The sequence below is a fragment of the Virgibacillus senegalensis genome (assembly GCF_000821245.2).
Lineage (GTDB): Bacteria > Bacillota > Bacilli > Bacillales > Amphibacillaceae > Sediminibacillus > Sediminibacillus senegalensis.
Genome location: NZ_LN611423.1, coordinates 294,829 through 311,254, shown reverse-complemented (window position 1 = coordinate 311,254; position 16,426 = coordinate 294,829). Strand labels below are relative to the sequence as shown.

Genomic DNA, 16,426 nt, shown 5'->3' with positions numbered 1-16,426 from the left:
TTGTAAAAAGATGTTTAACAGCCTTTTTTGTGAGAAATAGACCATTAGAACATACAGCGAAGGAGGAAGCTACATGAAAAAGAGTTTGTTTATGGTCGCTTTAGTAAGTTTGCTAGTACTCTTGCTATCCGCATGCGGAGGCAGTGATGATGAGTCAGGAGAAACAAAGCAGGAAAGCGATGAAAATACGACGGAACAAACAACCACAGGTGATGGAGGGGTTGCCGAAAAAGGTTCCTCTGACAATACATTGAATGTGTCAGCTTCAAATTTCGAATTTGATCAGGAAGAGTACACCGTACAAAGCGGTGAAGAGGTGACCATCAATTTGACCAGTGAAGAAGGAAATCATGGACTGGCCATTGATGAATTCGACGTAAACATTGAGGGAGACGGCACAGCAAGCTTTACACCGGAAGAACCGGGAGAATATGAAATTTATTGCAGTGTACCATGCGGAGAAGGACATTCCGATATGAAGTCAACCCTAGTGGTTCAATAATGATTCAACACGAGGCAGCCGCGACCAACGGCTGTCTTTTTTGATTTCGTGGTTGGTTTATTCGTTCTCCGCCTTTTTACAAACTGCTATTCCCAAAGGGTAGTCCTCGTTGTCGTAAGCAGGTACGACCAGCACTCCTTTTTGATAGAAAAACGTTACATCCTGATATCTGTGAAATAACGCTCTGAACTCTTCCGGTTTCAACTGATGAATGTGGAAGGGAGAGCCGCATGGTACACCGCGCCCTTTTCCGAAGGGAGTAGATACCAGCAGTGTTCCTCCTGGCTTCAGTAAATGATAGTAGTTATCCAACAGTTTTTCTTCTTCCTCAATGTGCTCCAATGTTTCAAAACTGACAATCGTGTCAAAATGACCGAGTTGTTCTGCAAGTGCAGGATCAGTCGCATCCGCTGATTCAAAGGAAGATTGCGGGTGATAATAGGCGCCCCTGGCATATTCGATGATTTCCGGATCGATATCGACGCCAATTACTCCTTCTATTTGATCTTTCTTTTCTTTGGCAATCATATGGGTCCCGTAACCGGCACCACAGGAAAGATCCAACACCCTTCCGTCTATATAAGGAAGCGCAAATTGATACCGAGCGATATGTTCCAACAACAGTTTGTTTGTAGATTTCATAAATTCAGGAATAACCCGTTCTCCAGTATCTAAGACCAACGTGTCCACCGCTTTCTTTTCAATCTATTTTAATTATGACATAATAGAGAGCTCTGTTCTAATACATAGGGTTAAGTTGACAGGAATTTCAAGCTTCTACTATACTATTTTTAATTTGAGATAAAAAAAGGATGAGCGGAATGGACGATAATCAATCATATGCCCAAAAAAAGCAGGATCCATCTTTAAAGTTATTTGTCGTGCTGTCAAAAGCATACCGTTCTATTGCGGATCAGGTCGAGGTCGATATAAGAAAAAAGGGACTTAATCCGACGGAGTTCGGCGTACTGGAACTTCTCTATCACCAAGGCGATCATACGCTGCAAAAAATCGGGGATAAAATTTTGCTGGCGAGCGGAAGTATTACCTATGTAGTCGACAAGTTGGAAAAGAAGGGTTACCTGGAGAGGAAGCCTTCTATAACGGACCGGCGAATAACCTATGCTTCCATAACGGACAGAGGCAGAGAACTTCTGCACCATATTTTTCCTGATCACTGGGCACAAATCGAAAAGATAACAGGCGGTTTGTCACAGCAGGAAAAACAAGAAGCCATCGAGCTGTTGAAAAAATTGGGGCTGTATGCAGAACAATTAAAGCTGGATAAGAGTTAGAAAATTTAGTACAATAAAATAAGCAAGTAAAATGTTACGAAAAAGGAGGGGAAAAGATGCCATACACAGAAACGCACGCTGCCTATAAGAACAATCTGTATATGTACCGTGCGATTATTCATGATTTAGCTGCTAACGGGATACGTATGCCCTTTTTAGCAACTGAATAATGAATCTGTGTAGGATCTTACACCCAACTAAACAAGCATATCCAATGGAAGATCCACACATTAAGTGTGGATTTTTTTTTGATAAAGTTAGTGCGCTTTACAGTTCCAGGAATGGGACGTGCAAGTCAGACAGATGGCAGATGCGGTGGCTGACTGGCATTTATCTGCAATGTACAAGGAGAAGGAAGCAGGCAGGAGAAAGTAAATAGCGCATTTGGAAGCATAACCGGAAAGATAGGCCAAGGGTGAAAGAGACCCCTGGCTTTTTTTATCCTCATTTACACAATAAAAGGAGCATGAACATGTTAGTCACACTAAAGGATATGAAGAAAATTATTGGAGGAAATCTTCTTTTCGAAAGGTTGAATCTCGAAATAAAGCAAGGAGAAAAAATCGGCCTGGTGGGAAGAAATGGTTCCGGAAAAACAACGATTTTCAAAATAATCGTGAAGCAAGAGCCATTCGAACAGGGAGATTTGTTCATCAAAAAGGGGACGAAAATCGGATATTTACAACAAGTACCGGAGTATTTTTCGGGAACGGTGAAAGACTTCCTGTTGGCCGGAATGGAGAAGCTTCTATCGTTGAAGCGGAAAATGGAGAAATTGGAAAATGAAATGCAGCAAGCGGAAACCCTGGATATGAAACTGACTGAATATGGAGAAATACAAGAGGCTTTTACAGCTGCGGGCGGTTATGAATTGGATGCCCAAGTGGAGAAGGTTGCTAGCGGCTTAGGAATTGGTCATTTGATTCCGCTTCCCTTTTCCTCCCTTAGTGGTGGAGAAAAAACCAAGGCAGGGTTGGCGAAGCTACTGCTACAAAACCCGGATTTACTACTGTTGGATGAGCCGACCAATCATTTGGATTTGGAGGCCATCGAGTGGTTGGAGCAATATATTTCCGCTTTTGCAGGTGCGGTATGCATCATTTCCCATGATCGGGACTTCTTGAATCATAGTGTGGAGAAAATCATCGATCTCGAAAACGGCGAAGTACATTATTATAAAGGGAATTATGCACAATTTGTCCAGCAAAAAGAGAAAAAACTGCTAAGTGAGTTTGCTGCCTTCCAGGAGCAACAACGAAAAATCAAGAAAATGAAGGAAACAATCAAACGGCTTAAACAATGGGCCAACCAGGCAAACCCGCCAAATGAAGGCTTGCATAAGCGAGCTCGAAACATGGAAAGAGCATTGGAACGTATGGAAAAAATCGAACGGCCGGAAATCGACCCGGATAAGATGAAATTGACACTGCAAGCAGAACATCGGACCGGCAAGGATGTTATCAAAGCGATGAAGGTGTCCAAACACTATGACGGGAGACACGTGCTAAAGGAACTCGATTTGTTTTTACGGTACAAGGATCGGCTGGCGATTGTCGGGGAGAATGGGAGTGGCAAGACTACGTTGATGAAAATACTTCTTGGTGAGTTAACTCCGGATAGTGGAAGCGTGATCGCTGGAACACAACTGGCTATCGGTTACCTTTCCCAGCAGCCAGTAGAGGAGATGGAAGAGGAAAAACGGCTGATTGATTTGTTCCGGGAAGAAGTCCCGGTTTCCGAAGGCCAGGCGCGTGCCCTTCTGGCTAATTTCATGTTTTATGGCTATTCCGTTTTTAAGAAGCTCGGACAGCTAAGTGGGGGAGAAAGAATGCGTTTGAAGCTCGCCATGTTTATGCACCGAGGGGTCAATGTGTTGTTTTTAGATGAACCGACCAACCACTTGGATATTGAATCACAGGAAGTACTCGAGGATGCCCTGGCTAATTATCAAGGGACGGTGCTTTGTATCTCGCATGATCGTTACTTTTTGAATACGTGTTTTCCGGAGACAGCTTACTTGTACGATGGAAAACTGCACCGGCTTCCTGGAAACTATCAGGAAACAAACCACAAATGGAAGCAATGGAAAGCGTCAAAAGCAGGGAAGCTGTCTGTCCCATCAAAAAAGCAGCATTCACCTACACGCAGTGATCCGATGGATTACGAAGCAGTCATTATCGAACTGGAGGAACAGCTAGCTGCATTAAAACTGAAAGCAGAAACATCCGGACATAGAAACTTTGAGAAGGAGAAGAAACGGCTCGAAGAAAAAATAGAAGCCTGCTACGCTGCATGGTTGAAATAATTCCGGGTTGGTTGCTTCCAGCTGTTTAATGATTTCTCAGACAATGTTTAACCTCATTTTAATCAGGGGAAATATTGGCAGTAATCCCATATAGATGGGTTTATACCATTGCTTGAGTACAGCTTAACAGAGCGTTAATGATTTGTAACATTTGTCACGAAAATTAAATATTTAGGTTTTATCCCAGATACGTCGGGTATAAGAGAATAGATAAGTTTAGTAGGTAACGGTATTAGGTCCAGTGTACTAGATAAATTAGCCGGGAGGTACTTCCATGACAAAGCAGAATGTCGTCGTTTATGTCAGTGATAGTTGTTCGCAATGCCATGAGCTGACAGAACAGCTCGACCGCTGGGGAATCGAATATACAGAGAAAAACATCTCCAGGCATAAGGCTTATATTCAGGAAATGCAAAGTTACAGCATCTATGGCACGCCTGCCGTATTTATAGATAATTACAAAATTTTGGGTTTTCAGAAGCAAAGACTGCGCAATGCTTTGATGGCGAAAGGCGGACGTCATTTATTTTGATAAAGTAGACGGTTTTTAGAAAACAGCAGGAGTGAAGCGTAGCTTATCCTGCTGTTTTTTATCTTGTGGGAGGTTGCTAATATATTTGGAAAGGATACTGTTAAATTGAGAATCTGTAGTGGAAAATCATTTCGACCAGCTCCGGGGGATATTTAACCTTGAACGGAAACCGAAACGATGGTTAATTCCTTGTCGCTTAACCTTTTGCAGGAAAAACGCATACGGTATTGTAAAAGGCGAAAGAGGTGTTCATATGAATGAGTGGAGAGCTCCATATCCAGAATACCGCAATCAGTTTTATGGAGCCTATCAGCCTCCATTTCATCCAAGCCAGATGCAGCAATTTGTCACGCCAAACGCCAATGTTCCTACAACTGGTCCGCCTTACAATCAATTTGTCAAGCCACCAGTACCTCCTCCATGGCCACAGCAATATCCTTCTTCGTCCGGAGGGGGGTTCGGCCAAGTCCAGGGAGGGGGATTCATCAACTATTTTCAGGATAAAAACGGTCAAATGGATATCGACAAAATGTTGAATACGGTTGGACAGATGGCGAATACTTTCCAACAGATGGCTCCGCTATTTAAAGGTTTCAGTTCATTTATAAAAGGAATAAGGTAACCCCCCTTTGCCATCTTTTCGGCAAAGGTTTTTTTACGAGGGAAAGTAACTGGTACTACATGGCAGGAAACTTCCCAGTATATACGATTAGAAAGCATGATCATTTACTGGGGGATAGGGGAGAATTTACTATATGCAGACTCGTTGAAATCCACAATGTTGCAAGACACTCTCTTGCCAAGACTGCACTTCCATCTACTGTAAAAGCGTTGAAACATGTTTGCTAAAATGCTGGATTACAAGAAGGAAAAAGGGGTATAAATAGGTTGTCCCCCGTGCATTGTTTTGGTTTATCGGGTTATTCGGATAAAAAGAAAAGAGCAAAGGAGACTCAGCATGATCGGCTGTTTATGTATTCACGGATATACAGGCGGCCCCTATGAGGTAGAACCATTGGCAGAACGATTAAGGGAAAACACCGACTGGCAGGTGGAAGTGCCTTGTCTTCCCGGTCACGGCAAAACGCTAGCTTTGAAGGGTGTAACATTCGAGCAATGGGTATCTGCAGCCGAGGAAGAAATGAAAAAGTTAGTCAATACATGTGAAAGCGTCTATGTGGTTGGCTTTTCCATGGGCGGCATGATTGCCGGTTATTTAGCTGCAAAATATCGGGCGAACAAATTGGCTTTACTGTCTCCTGCCGGCAAATACTTAAATTTTAAACAAATGGGCGTAGAAATGGCACGCTTTGTAGTCAAAGGGGTAAAGGGAGAGCTCAAGGAGGACCCGCTTTTCAGCAATTATAAAGGGAAATTCGGTTCCGTTCCTTTCGCATCGATGCGGGAATTTCAAAAGTGTGTCCGATTCACCCGCCCGTACCTGCGTGAAATAGAATGCCCTGTATTGATTGCACAAGGCAGACAGGACAGTATGGTACCGTACAAAACCGTGCATTATCTTGACAAACAGATAGCGGCAGAAACGGATCTTATCTTATATGATCAATCAAAACATCATATATGTCTTGGAGAGGAAAAGGAAGAATTGATCCAGAATGTTTATTCTTTTTTAACTGAAAAAAAGGGGGAACCGAATAAAGGCGAGCCCGTTCTTATGTAACGCCGTCTGTATATAGAAAATGCCTGGTGCAGTTAATCTGTTCCAGGCATTTTTCTTATAGGCTCTTCAAGTTTTCGCTTTTGATAAAAACTGTGACATAGTGAGTATTCGGCATATGGATACCCCACTGCTTGGATCAAGATGAGTGAGAATCCGGCACTGCGGAAAAACACTCGCTTTCCGTGGGGAACGCTTCAGCCTCCTCTCTGGCAAAAAGCGCCAGTTGCCGGGTCTTCAGACTGTTCCTTTCCCACAGGAGTCTCGCATTTTTCCGCAGCTCGGTATCGATCTCTGGAATAGAAGGAGAGGATTCCAAACATTCCATTTGAAGATATCCCTATTCGATAGCTCTTAACAGCGAAGGCGGAACTCTTATAATTATCGAGAATACAAATTGATTTTCTTCGCTGTCGAGCATTCCTTGGGAGTATCCTCAGTTAGAAATAAGAAGCTGTTCCTTGCTCCGTAAATACCGCGGGCTGCTGGTGAGCCTCCTCGAGCTGACGCCGTGCCCGCGGAAAGCGAAGTATGCTGCCGAAGCGGTGATAAGCACTTATTTCTAAGAAAAACAGGTAAGTTTTGATTACAGTTTATGTCTTTAATGAAATCTGCAATCTTTTCGAAAAGAGCGGAGAGAACAAGCTATTGATCAAACGTTTGATCAAATCTTCAATCCTTGAAAAAGGCAATGACCAAGCCACCTTCTCCGGCATAGGTGGAGATAAGCGGTCCCATTTCAGTCAAAATAGTATCCTTAAATGGATACTTCTTCTTGATTTCATCCATCACTTTCCTGGCGCGGTCTTCCGCATTGCAATGAGTCATCGCAATGAGTTTGTCTTCGAAGTTTCGTGAGTATTCCCCGATTTGTTCAACGAAGCGGCGAATTGATTTTTTATCACCGCGCACCTTCTCGCTCACTTCGATTACTCCTTCTTCCTCACTCGCCTTCATTAGCAATTTGATGTTGAGTGTTTTGGCGATCGTTCCTTTAACCCGATCGAGCCGGCCGCCTTTTATCAGATTTTCGATCGTTTTCAGAACGAACAGGGTAGTAGTCTGTTCTACTTTAGTATGTAAGTGGTCTACCAACTGTTCATAGGAAAAACCTTCTTCGATTTTATTGGCGGCTTCATGCAGCAATAGGATAAGGCCGGATGAAGCTGTTTTCGTGTTAATCACTTCTATTTGACGCTCCGGCTCTTCCTGAAGCAGCATTTCTTTTCCCATTTCAGCATTTTCATAAGTGCTGCTCACTCCTTTTGTCAGGGAAAGCATAATTATAGGAGTCTGTGGGTCGACATCTTTGAACGCTTGGTAAAAATCATTCGGATTCGGTGCGGACGAATGCGGAAGCTCTTCCGCTGTCGCCATCATTTGATTGAAAGTGGGAATATCAAGGTCTATCCCGGTCCGGTATTGCTTGTCCCCGAAGTTTAAGTAAAGCGGAACTACCTTTACTTGCAATTCCTCTTCCATTTGTTTGGAAAGGTCTGCACTTCCGTCTGTCATTAATTGAATTCTCATGGCATCTCCTTTGAAAACGTAGTCAAATTTATTTCCTTTTATTATACCACGGGCACTATTGACGATAATACCCTTACTACAAAGCGCTTTTCACTTATCGGGGTGATTCTGATCATTTGCTAATACTCCCGCTAATGGGCTTTTAACTGCTTTGGAAGCTTTTTTCGCTATCCACAGAATCGGCTACAGCTCCTTGAAAAACGGAGGGTGTTGAACGATTACCTTCCAGCTTTTTTGTTTGTCCTGGACAACGTAAGCCTGGATTTTCTTCCGGATGTACTAACAATAAATAAGAACAAGCCGAATAAGATGATTGTCCCGCCTAACCATTGTGACCAGGTAATTTGCTCGTCCAGGATAAAGTAGGCTAAAACAGAAGCCCCGACTGGCTCGAAAATAATGCTCATGGAAATCACTGCTGTACTTACCCATCTGATAGCCCAGTTAAACAATGTATGTCCAAAAAAAGTCGGGATGATGGCCAAGGCGAGAAAGACAAGCCAATCGTTGGCAGGATACCCGGTAAATGGATGTTGCAAAATCACGTTATAAATGATCAAAGTGATGGCGCTAATTCCGTACACAACAAATGTATAAGGCATCAAGGCAAGCCTTTTTCGGGTATTCTGGCCCAGCAGTAAATATCCAGTCACCATGACGGCGCCAATCAAGGCAAGCAAATCTCCGAACAAAGCCATCCCGCTGGCTTGGAAATCACCCCAACCGATGATGACGCTTCCTGTCACGGCGATGACCATGCTGATCAACGCTCCCGGGGAGAACCGTTCCTGAAAAAACAGAAACGTACCGAGGAATGCGAAAATAGGCTGCAAGGTGACCAAAACAACGGAACTGGCGACGGATGTATAATTTAACGATTCAAACCAAAAAATAAAGTGGAAGGCGAGAAAAATGCCTGCAAGTGCTGCCAGAAGCCAATCCTTTCTGCTGATTGCCGCCAGGTCGCTGCGATGTTTCAGGAGTACATAAGGAGACATGAGCAGGACAGCCAGCAGCAGTCGGTAATTTGCGATGATCGAGGCAGGAGCTGTTTCAACCAGTTTGACAAGCACAGCGGCTGTCGAAACGGCAACAACACCGATGCTGATAGCGATTGAGGGATGTACCGGTGGTTTGGACATGTAGCTTCTCCTTATCTTCAATGTTTTTTTTATTCTAACACTCATTTATTTGAAAATCATTTTTAATACAGGTAGAATTAGGGTATAGAGTGTGATAAGATTTACTAATCCATTGAATGCTTGCCATAAAAGCCTCTTTCGAGAAGGTGAAGGAAGGCTTTTTCATTTGCAGCATAGCGTATTTTCAAGAAAGAATAAAAAAACTAAGCGCAACAGAAAAGGAATCGCGTGGTTTTTTTCATCACACGGCAGGAATGTGGAACTTGATGACAGAAGTCGATTCGACATATAAGAGTGTTTAAATAGATGTATTTGTTTCTAAGAGCTGTTTAGAGGCCAAAGAGGATCGGCTTGAAAGACAAGTTCTCTAATCGTGCTGAATACGTGCATATGAGAATTTTGTTAAAAGGAGTAGGAAAAAATAGTGACAACTTTTAAATCGTTAGACATATCCAACCCAATTATGAAGGCATTGGAAAAGATGGGGTTTGAAGAGGCAACCCCAATTCAGGCTGAAACGATTCCACTTGCTAAGGCAGGAAACGACGTTATTGGGCAGGCACAGACTGGTACAGGGAAGACAGCTGCTTTCGGTATTCCGATGATCGAGAAAATTGATCAGGACCTTAAGCGGATTCAAGGATTGGTTGTAGCTCCAACAAGGGAACTTGCCATCCAAGTTGGGGAAGAAATCAACAGACTAGGCCGTTTTAAAGGAGTAAGAACATTGCCGGTATACGGCGGCCAGCATATGGAACGCCAAATCAGAGCATTGAAGGATGGCCCGCATATCGTAGTGGCGACACCTGGACGTCTATTGGATCATATCCGAAGAAAAACAATCAACATTAGCAACGTTCATACCGCTGTACTGGACGAAGCCGATGAAATGTTGAACATGGGCTTTATCGATGATATCCGCGATATTTTGAAGGCTATTCCGGAACAGCGTCAAACCTTGCTGTTCTCGGCTACGATGCCTAAAGAAATCCGGGATATCGCAACGACACTTATGAAGAAACCGGAAGAAGTCCGGGTAAAAGCGAAAGAGATGACAGTCGAAAATATCGATCAGTTCTTTGTGGAAGTCCACGAAAAACAGAAGTTCGATACGTTGACCAATTTATTGGATATTCATGTGCCGGATTTGGCGATCATCTTCGGAAGAACGAAAAAACGCGTTGACGAAGTAACCGAAGGCTTGCAGGCACGCGGCTTCCGCGCGGAAGGAATCCATGGAGACCTGACGCAGGGTAAACGGATGTCCGTCTTGAACAAATTTAAAAACGGAAGAATCGAAATTCTCGTAGCTACTGACGTTGCTGCAAGAGGATTGGACATTTCCGGTGTCACTCACGTGTATAACTTTGATGTGCCACAGGATCCGGAAAGTTACGTGCACCGCATCGGCCGTACCGGCAGAGCCGGAAAAGGTGGCGAAGCTGTTTCGTTCATCACGCCGAGAGAAATACCGCATTTACACTTGATTGAAAAAGTTACCAAAGGCAAAATCAAACGACTTCAGGCTCCATCGATGGATGAAGCGTTGCGTGGTCAGCAGCAGGTCACAGTAGATAAAATGACGTCTACCATTGAAAAGCAGGATTTGCAGTCCTACCGGGAAACAGCCAATGAATTGCTGAACCAGTATGATTCTGTAACCATTGTTTCTGCTGCCTTGAAGTTATTGACCAAGGAACGCCGCAATACACCGGTTAAACTTACTTCCATTGCGCCGGTGAGTGTCAAGCAGGCGTACAAGGATAAAAACAAGAAAAAGTACCGTAGTAATGACAAGCGGAGTTACTCACGAAAAGGTAAACCGTCCGGCAAGCCTTCCCGTAACCGTAAGTTCCAAAACAAGCGGAGTTCTAATAGTAACAACCGCAATCAGAATTATTAATAAAAGTGAAAGTCTCCTTCCGCTGGAAGGGGGCTTTTTTTCTTTTATGAAACCGTCAGCCTTCCTGTCCCGTATTACTGGTAGGTATTATATGGTACGATGCTAATTAGAAGATAACGACAGTTCTTGTAAGAGTTGTCGGGAAGGCTGGTGATTAATGGTGCGACAATCCCCTGAGAATTATATTGCAAAAGAAGCGGTGAAAGTTTGGAGGATTACTGCTCTTATCCCTACGCTCCTTTTATGGATCCTGTTGATCTTGTTTACTTTTTTGGCAGGGAAATTTTCCATTCCTGTTTGGGTTGTTCTAATCTCCTGGGCAGTAGTAGGAGTGGAAACATACATATCGATTTTCTTGGTACCCGCTATAAAATGGCGTAGATGGAGGTATCAGGTCTTTGAACAGGAGATTGACATTCAGCATGGAATTTTGATTATAAAACGGACACTCGTTCCGATGATCCGTGTTCAGCATGTTGACACCAAACAAGGACCGATTCTCAAACGGTTTAAACTGGCAACAGTGACGATTTCCACCGCTGCAACCACCCATGAAATTCCAGCACTGCATGAGGAAGAAGCATCTGATTTAAGGGATAAAATCTCCCAACTGGCAAGGGTGGATGAAGATGATATCTGAAATGAAACGTATGCATCCTGCCGCAATCATCTTTAACTTTATCTCCTTGCTCAAAGATGTACTCATCCCAATGGTAATTGGATCATTTGCACTGATCCGCAATATAGACGCGGCTTCCTGGATTTGGGCGCTGGTCGGTCTGGCACTTCTCCTGGTGATGATTGGTTCCGGCTTTTTATCATGGTATCGATTCACATACCGGGTGGAGGAGGAAGAATTACGAATCGAATCCGGTATATTGATCAGGAAAAAGCGGTATATATCGAGGAGTCGTATTCAATCGATTGACCTGACTGCTGGTGTGATTCACCGGATATTCGGGCTTGTCAAAGTGGAAGTGCAGACGGCGGGAAGCGACCATGCAGCAGAAGCGGGTTTGAAAGCAGTGTCCCGACATGATGGTGAGCTCCTCAGGGAAGCACTGAAAGGGGTTAAAGCTGATTACGGCGATGATCAGCAGGAAAACTCAGATGAGGAAAGTATCACAAAGCGGACAATTAAATTTCCACGGCTGCTGCTTGCAGCTACCACATCCGGAGGAATCGGCATTTTCCTATCGTTATTTGCTATTTTCGGCTCGCAAGTGAACCAGCTCATACCCGAAGACTTCATCATGGAGCTGTATAATTGGGCGATTCATTTAAGCATTGTCATCATGCTCATTTTCCTTTTACTCATTTGTCTGGGGTTATGGCTGATGGCAATAGCGGGGACTATATTGCGCTATAGTTTTTTCACTATACGCAAATATGGAAACGACCTGTTCATCACACGCGGTTTATTGGAAAAAAAGCAGGTAACCATACCACTGAACAGAATTCAAGGCATACGGATTCAGGAAAATGTGTTCCGGCAGCCTCTCGGTTATGCCGCCGTATATGCTGAAGTGGCCGGGGGCGGGTTGGATAAAAATGATGGCTTTTCGATTGCGCTGTTTCCTTTATTGAAAAGAAGCGAAATTCCGGCGTTTATTCAGGAATATGTACCGGGGTTCCAACTAGATAATCACTGGAACGTCCTCCCAAAGCGTTCTTTACACCGGTTCATCCTCCGCAGTACTGTTCCGGTAGTCGTGGCAGCAGTTCCGCTTGTGTACTTCTTCCCTTTTTACAGCTGGATGGCATTGGCTGTGGCGGCAGCATTCGCAGGCTTGGGATACCTGCGTTACAAAGATGCCGGTTATCAGATCAGGGGGAAGCAGTTGTCATTTCGTTCGCGAACGTTAAGCAGGGAAACGATTATGGTTGATAAAAAGCGGATTCAGTCTCTCTCCGCTTCCGATCACTGGTTCCAGCGGCGCAAATCATTGCGGACGGTATACTTTTCTATCGCTTCTCATAGTGGAGTCGGGAAAAGCTTCTTAGTAAAAGATATGGCGGATAAAGACGCAGAAGTTATTCGTGACTGGTATTCCTTCCGTACTCGTTGAAAAGAGAATAAGTCAAAAATAGAGACTGCCGTGAAAGAATCGGCAGTCTCTATTTGTTGAAAATACGAGGTTTCGGAAAAAACCGCCATTCGGCAATGAGTTCAACGGATAGTCGAATGTCTAAAAGATTCTTCCCAGGACACCCAGCACGACCAGTAGCCCAATCAATACCCACAAAACAGGTACGAGGTATTTTTTCCATGGGATTCGCCTTTTGTTCCAGCGGTTTGGGTCGAAATGAATATCCCCACCCTGGTTACGTCTTCTTGGGTTATGCCACATCGAAAACGGCTGTACTTTGGTTAAAAAGATCGGCGCAAGTGCCAAGCCGCCGATAAAGCCAAAAAGATGACCGAGAATATTGATTCCTGGACGGAGGAACGTCATAATCAGCCCGATGATCAGAATTGTTGTGACAATTTGGGCATTGGCGCGGTCGATCAAATGCTTGCGGAAAAATACCATATACATGTACATTCCGAACAAGCCGTAGATCGCCCCGGATGCTCCTACATGAACATAGAAGGCAGAAGGGTCGACTATGAAGGTAAAGAAATTTCCGGCAAAGCCAGTAAGTAAATAAATCAGTAAAAACCGAATTTTTCCGGTCATTTGCTCCAGAGCAGGGCCAAACAGTACCAGCGAGAAGGAATTGAATAGTACATGCATGACACCGTTCGGATCGTGAAGGAATATCGGCGTGATCAGACGCCAGTATTCACCATTTTCAATAAATAGGTTCACCCCGGCCCCCATTTGGTATAGCGGCCTTCCCGGCCCGAGAATGACGAGAAGCCAGATGACCAGCTGAATGGCGACGAGTGCTGTTACTACTGGATAAAATCGGATAAAATCTCGAAAGCTTTCATTTCTGATAAACATTGGTCTGCCCCTTTAATTGGTTAGTGTTTCTACTTATGTATAATACTTTACTATAATAGTTATTCACAAACATCCCGGATTTCTCCTGCCAGTCCAACCTGGATTTTTTCTTCTCTCTAATATGGCCTGCTTTGGCAAGCTAGTATCAACGTAGATAATGTGGAACGAAAGGTATTTCTTTGGAGAATGGATACGTTCAGTAGAAGGACTTTAGCAGTGAAAATCCCACAAAGTAAATTGTTGGAGTAGGATCTTACTCATTCTGCATGGTAACATTACAAGCTGTTCAGTGGAGGAAATACCCGAAGACTCCTGCGGGAGGAAAGGCCTCGGTGAGATCCCGGAGAGCTTTAGCTCGAGGAAGCTCACCAGCCGCCCGCGGAAAGCGCAGGGTATTTCCGCAGCGCCGTGTTAGCGTCTTCTTATAAAGAATGGAGGAAGACGATTAATTGATAGTGTGTTGCGTTTTTCGTGCAAAAAGCACCAGCAGGCTTTCCTCTAGTGAAACGGGCAGGCAGAAGGTATACTGATGATAGATGATGGAGAAGGTTGGGATGAAATGATTGTCGGAATCGGAATCGATATAATCGAACTAGATAGAATCGAGAACAGTTTAGTAAAAAATAGGCGGCTGGCGGAACGGGTTTTGACAGAAAACGAACTGGCTGTTTTTCAGCAGCTGGGAGCTCGGAGCAGGCAGGTCGAGTATCTGGCAGGCAGGTTTGCTGCGAAGGAAGCTTATGCCAAAGCGCTCGGAACCGGGCTGGGCAAATTAAGCTTTCAAGACATTGAAATCCTCCCAGATGTGAAAGGTGCTCCAAAGCTAAAAGCCGGGAATGACCCAGGACAGAACATACTCTTGTCGATTTCCCATAGTAAGGAATACGCTGTGGCGCAAGTAGTCATTGAGGCTTGACTTTCAGCTTTTTTACGTCCGGCGTAAGGAAAGGAAAAGGTAAACTTACCGCAAGTGTTGGCTTTTTCTAACAGGTTGTCAGGCTAGTCTGCATATTCGCATAGGTTGTCTCATAATATTTTAGTGCGGGTAGGAGGGAACATTGTGCATATTGTCACCGCAAAAGAAATGTACGAAGCAGATCGTTACGCAATGGAAAAGATAGGTATTGAAGGGAAGCTCCTTATGGAAAACGCTGGAAGGGCGGTTGCTGCTAAGGTGGTAAAACGGGTAGATGAATCCATGCGCATACTGGTGTTGTGCGGGAGCGGCAATAACGGCGGGGATGGATTTGTCATTGCTCGTACACTGTTCCAACAAGGATACGCTGTCCGTTTGCTTCAGCTTGCCCCTAATCAGAAAATCACCGGGGATGCTGCTTATCACAAGCTGCTTTATCAAAACTCCGGAGGGAAAGTGGAACAGTGGGAAAGCGCCGCCAGCCTTTCCACAGTCTTGAAGGAAAGCGACGTGGTCATCGATGCGATGCTCGGCATTGGCGTAACCGGTAAGCCTCGCCCTCCGTATGATCAGGCGATAGAGGAGGTTAACAAAGCTGGCTTAATGGTTCTGTCTGTGGATATTCCCAGTGGTGTTCCGGCTGATGAAGGGGCTGGCGAATTTATCGGAATAAGCGCCGAGTATACTGTGATTGTGGCACAGCCAAAACAAAGCTTGTTTGTTGAGCAGACAGCTTCCTATTATGGAAGCTGGGAAGTGGTGGATATCGGCATACCTCCCAAGGCCTTTGCGGCTTGTGGAAGATACTTGTGGGGAGAAGAAGAGACGCAAACAGGTCTTGTGCAAAGAAGCCGCTTTTCCCATAAAGGAATCCATGGCAAAGCATTCGTGGTCGGCGGATCCCAGGAGATGCCCGGATCCATTGCGTTGACGACAAAGGCGGCGTTACGAGCTGGATCTGGTCTTGTGACCACGGGGACAGTCCCCCAGGCTATTCCATCTATCGCAGCCCAATGTGCTGAAGCGACCTATCTTTCCTTAAATGCAGACGAACGTGGGCGAATCACCATGCAGAGTATCGATGTTTCTGGCTATGATGCATTGGCGATCGGTATGGGAATGGGGCGGAAACAAACAACGGCAGACTTTACTAGAAAGCTAGTTTCCGAGGCAGAAATCCCAGTACTGATTGATGCAGATGGTCTTCATCACTTAAAACAGGATCTGGATATGCTGAGACATCGTACGCATCCTTCCATACTCACTCCGCATCCCGGGGAAATGGCGATGCTGACAGGTGATGGCGTGAAGGAAATCATCCAGCGTCCGTTTTCGATTTCCCGGCAATTTGCGACAGCGTACGGCGTTTATCTAGTACTGAAAGGTTCTTTTACCATTGTTACTGATCCGGAGGGGAATCAATGGGTCAATACTTCAGGTAATGCCGGACTTGCCAAGGGAGGAAGCGGCGATGCATTATCCGGAATTTTGCTGGCGCAAATCATGCAACAGCAACCTATCCGGCAGGCGTTGTCTATTGGAGGTTTTATCCATGGCATGGCTGCGGATCAGCTGGTGGCCGGTAAACATTCCAAACATGATTTAACCGCAAGTGATGTCATCGATGGGCTTGCCCAAGTGTTTTGTACATTTTCCTAATTCAGACATTTAT

Annotated in this window: 16 protein-coding genes; 12 read left to right on the top strand and 4 right to left on the bottom strand. The window is 44.6% G+C overall.

The genetic code is table 11. The features are described from left to right. Positions 1 to 73 precede the first annotated feature (73 nt). Entirely contained in the window at positions 74 to 502 is a 429-nt protein-coding gene (locus BN1067_RS02960; protein WP_053217425.1) for a cupredoxin domain-containing protein, read from the top strand. Between the two features lie 57 nt (positions 503 to 559). Here BN1067_RS02960 and BN1067_RS02955 read toward each other — a convergent pair whose 3' ends face one another. After that, the gene (locus BN1067_RS02955) at positions 560 to 1,183 is read right to left on the bottom strand and encodes a class I SAM-dependent methyltransferase (protein WP_053217424.1); all 624 of its coding nucleotides are present in this window, start codon (positions 1,181 to 1,183) and stop codon (positions 560 to 562) included. Positions 1,184 to 1,323: 140 nt separating this feature from the next. Here BN1067_RS02955 and BN1067_RS02950 point away from each other — a divergent pair, with 140 nt between their 5' ends. The 6 genes from BN1067_RS02950 (at position 1,324) to BN1067_RS02930 (ending at position 6,315) form a co-directional block, all read left to right on the top strand. Beyond that, a complete protein-coding gene (locus BN1067_RS02950) occupies positions 1,324 to 1,797 on the top strand; it encodes a MarR family winged helix-turn-helix transcriptional regulator (RefSeq protein ID WP_053217423.1) in 474 nt (157 codons plus the stop codon). Between the two features lie 56 nt (positions 1,798 to 1,853). Then, entirely contained in the window at positions 1,854 to 1,967 is a 114-nt protein-coding gene (locus tag BN1067_RS20475; RefSeq protein ID WP_324777784.1) for an RAxF-45 family protein, read from the top strand. A gap of 302 nt (positions 1,968 to 2,269) precedes the next feature. Next, positions 2,270 to 4,102: a ribosomal protection-like ABC-F family protein gene (gene abc-f, locus BN1067_RS02945; RefSeq protein WP_053217422.1), complete on the top strand. Its 1,833-nt coding sequence runs from the start codon at positions 2,270 to 2,272 to the stop codon at positions 4,100 to 4,102. A gap of 274 nt (positions 4,103 to 4,376) precedes the next feature. Further along, a complete protein-coding gene (locus BN1067_RS02940; protein ID WP_053217421.1) occupies positions 4,377 to 4,634 on the top strand; it encodes a glutaredoxin family protein in 258 nt (85 codons plus the stop codon). 253 nt (positions 4,635 to 4,887) lie between these two features. Beyond that, a complete protein-coding gene (locus BN1067_RS02935) occupies positions 4,888 to 5,256 on the top strand; it encodes a YppG family protein (RefSeq protein WP_053217420.1) in 369 nt (122 codons plus the stop codon). A gap of 336 nt (positions 5,257 to 5,592) precedes the next feature. Beyond that, on the top strand, positions 5,593 to 6,315 hold the full coding sequence (locus BN1067_RS02930; RefSeq protein WP_053217419.1) for an alpha/beta hydrolase: 723 nt from the start codon (positions 5,593 to 5,595) through the stop codon (positions 6,313 to 6,315). 669 nt (positions 6,316 to 6,984) lie between these two features. Here the strand turns inward: BN1067_RS02930 and BN1067_RS02920 are convergent. Together BN1067_RS02920 and BN1067_RS02915 are read right to left on the bottom strand one after the other, a co-directional pair. Then, a complete protein-coding gene (locus BN1067_RS02920) occupies positions 6,985 to 7,842 on the bottom strand; it encodes a DegV family protein (protein ID WP_053217417.1) in 858 nt (285 codons plus the stop codon). 218 nt (positions 7,843 to 8,060) lie between these two features. Continuing rightward, positions 8,061 to 8,984, bottom strand: coding sequence for a DMT family transporter (locus BN1067_RS02915; protein WP_053217416.1), 924 nt, complete (start codon positions 8,982 to 8,984; stop codon positions 8,061 to 8,063). A 424-nt stretch (positions 8,985 to 9,408) separates the two neighbouring features. Here BN1067_RS02915 and BN1067_RS02905 point away from each other — a divergent pair, with 424 nt between their 5' ends. The 3 genes from BN1067_RS02905 to BN1067_RS02895 all read left to right on the top strand — a co-directional run bounded on the left by BN1067_RS02905 (position 9,409) and on the right by BN1067_RS02895 (position 12,956). After that, positions 9,409 to 10,887: a DEAD/DEAH box helicase gene (locus BN1067_RS02905; RefSeq protein ID WP_053217414.1), complete on the top strand. Its 1,479-nt coding sequence runs from the start codon at positions 9,409 to 9,411 to the stop codon at positions 10,885 to 10,887. A 160-nt stretch (positions 10,888 to 11,047) separates the two neighbouring features. After that, positions 11,048 to 11,527 carry a PH domain-containing protein gene (locus tag BN1067_RS02900; RefSeq protein WP_110943306.1) on the top strand — a complete coding sequence of 160 codons (480 nt, stop codon included), beginning with the start codon at positions 11,048 to 11,050 and terminating at the stop codon, positions 11,525 to 11,527. Then, positions 11,517 to 12,956 carry a PH domain-containing protein gene (locus tag BN1067_RS02895; protein WP_053217412.1) on the top strand — a complete coding sequence of 480 codons (1,440 nt, stop codon included), beginning with the start codon at positions 11,517 to 11,519 and terminating at the stop codon, positions 12,954 to 12,956. Before BN1067_RS02900 ends, BN1067_RS02895 begins: the two co-directional genes overlap by 11 nt. A gap of 120 nt (positions 12,957 to 13,076) precedes the next feature. Here the strand turns inward: BN1067_RS02895 and BN1067_RS02890 are convergent, their stop codons facing one another. Next, a complete protein-coding gene (locus BN1067_RS02890; RefSeq protein ID WP_053217411.1) occupies positions 13,077 to 13,838 on the bottom strand; it encodes a rhomboid family intramembrane serine protease in 762 nt (253 codons plus the stop codon). A gap of 559 nt (positions 13,839 to 14,397) precedes the next feature. On the opposite strand from BN1067_RS02890, the gene acpS reads away from it, so the two are divergent. Together acpS and BN1067_RS02880 are read left to right on the top strand one after the other, a co-directional pair. Further along, on the top strand, positions 14,398 to 14,754 hold the full coding sequence (gene acpS, locus BN1067_RS02885; protein ID WP_053217653.1) for a holo-ACP synthase: 357 nt from the start codon (positions 14,398 to 14,400) through the stop codon (positions 14,752 to 14,754). 144 nt (positions 14,755 to 14,898) lie between these two features. After that, entirely contained in the window at positions 14,899 to 16,413 is a 1,515-nt protein-coding gene (locus tag BN1067_RS02880) for an NAD(P)H-hydrate dehydratase (protein ID WP_110943274.1), read from the top strand. Positions 16,414 to 16,426 lie beyond the last annotated feature (13 nt).